We start from the raw sequence: 1027 nt of genomic DNA, 5'->3' as shown, positions 1-1027 counted from the left end.
ACCTTTGCAATCTCAAGCGCCATAATGTACATAGCTCGTTTATCAACTGTCAAAACTTCTAGATGGGTGGTTAAAATACGGAGATAGTCTCCCTTTTCATTATAATCCGTAGCAAATGCATCTTCAAAATTAATTTCAATACTTTCCTTAATATGTGAAAAGAGTCTTCGTACCCCTTCCTTTAGGGGGACACTAGACCATCTCTTATCGGCAGTGCCTTTCCTCAAGGATAAATTTGAGAAAAAATCTTCTTGTAATGCATCATTGTTCCCAGCATTTGAGTAAGAAATTTGCTCATCTTCTGGAAACCACATTTTACCAGCTAGTTCTAAATAACCATAAGGTACTCTTTTTGTATAATCACCTTTTAAATATAATTTCATTGTTCACTCCTTATTGCGTCAAGTATTTAAAAGCTTTCCACATATTTTTGATAACTTCTTCTTTAGCTCCTTTTCCAAGTCCATTTAGTTCAGATTGTTCATTTACCCAGTTTACAATATCCTGCCTACTTGAAATAGTTGAGGCTTCAATATCTATGTCGAGGTTATAACCTGACTTTCCACTCCCCGATTGAACTTGGATTTTCCCACTATCTGGCTCCGCATCAACTCGAATATTATCGACTTTTTTACCGTTAACTCGTCCAGAAATCTTTTTTCCAAAAGACTTACTCGTCGGTTTATTTGCCTTCCAGCTGTCATAGTTACTGGAATAATCAACCTGAATTTCGCCATTTTGTAAGGCTGTCTTTGTGATAGCTGATAAGCTAGTTACTGCTCCACTAGCTATCAGTACATTCCCATATTGAACCCCTGTTACAGATGCTGCGGTACCAGCTACGATACTTGTCCCTGCTGTTGGCGGACCAGCCATTACACTCAAGACTTCTAGGGCTCCACTCGCAAAGTAAACTCCCAATCCAGAGAAAATTTGAGCTACTCCACTCCAAAATTCGACTGAATTTGCTTCAAAGTTTTGGGCTTTTAGTTCATCAAGCTTTTTGTTAACCAAATGAGTATAGTCA

Annotated in this window: 2 pseudogenes; both read right to left on the bottom strand. The window is 38.1% G+C overall.

Annotation, left to right across the window (positions count from 1 at the left end):
* Positions 1-383 (bottom strand): annotated as a pseudogene (locus GMD4S_RS12320) (hypothetical protein); the annotation flags it as partial.
* A gap of 10 nt (positions 384-393) precedes the next feature.
* Positions 394-1027, bottom strand: a pseudogene (locus tag GMD4S_RS13675) (virulence protein); the annotation flags it as partial.

Source organism: Streptococcus sp. GMD4S, assembly GCF_000296955.1.
The sequence above is the reverse complement of the archived record's forward strand: the minus strand, read 5'-3'. Positions and strand labels throughout refer to the sequence as shown.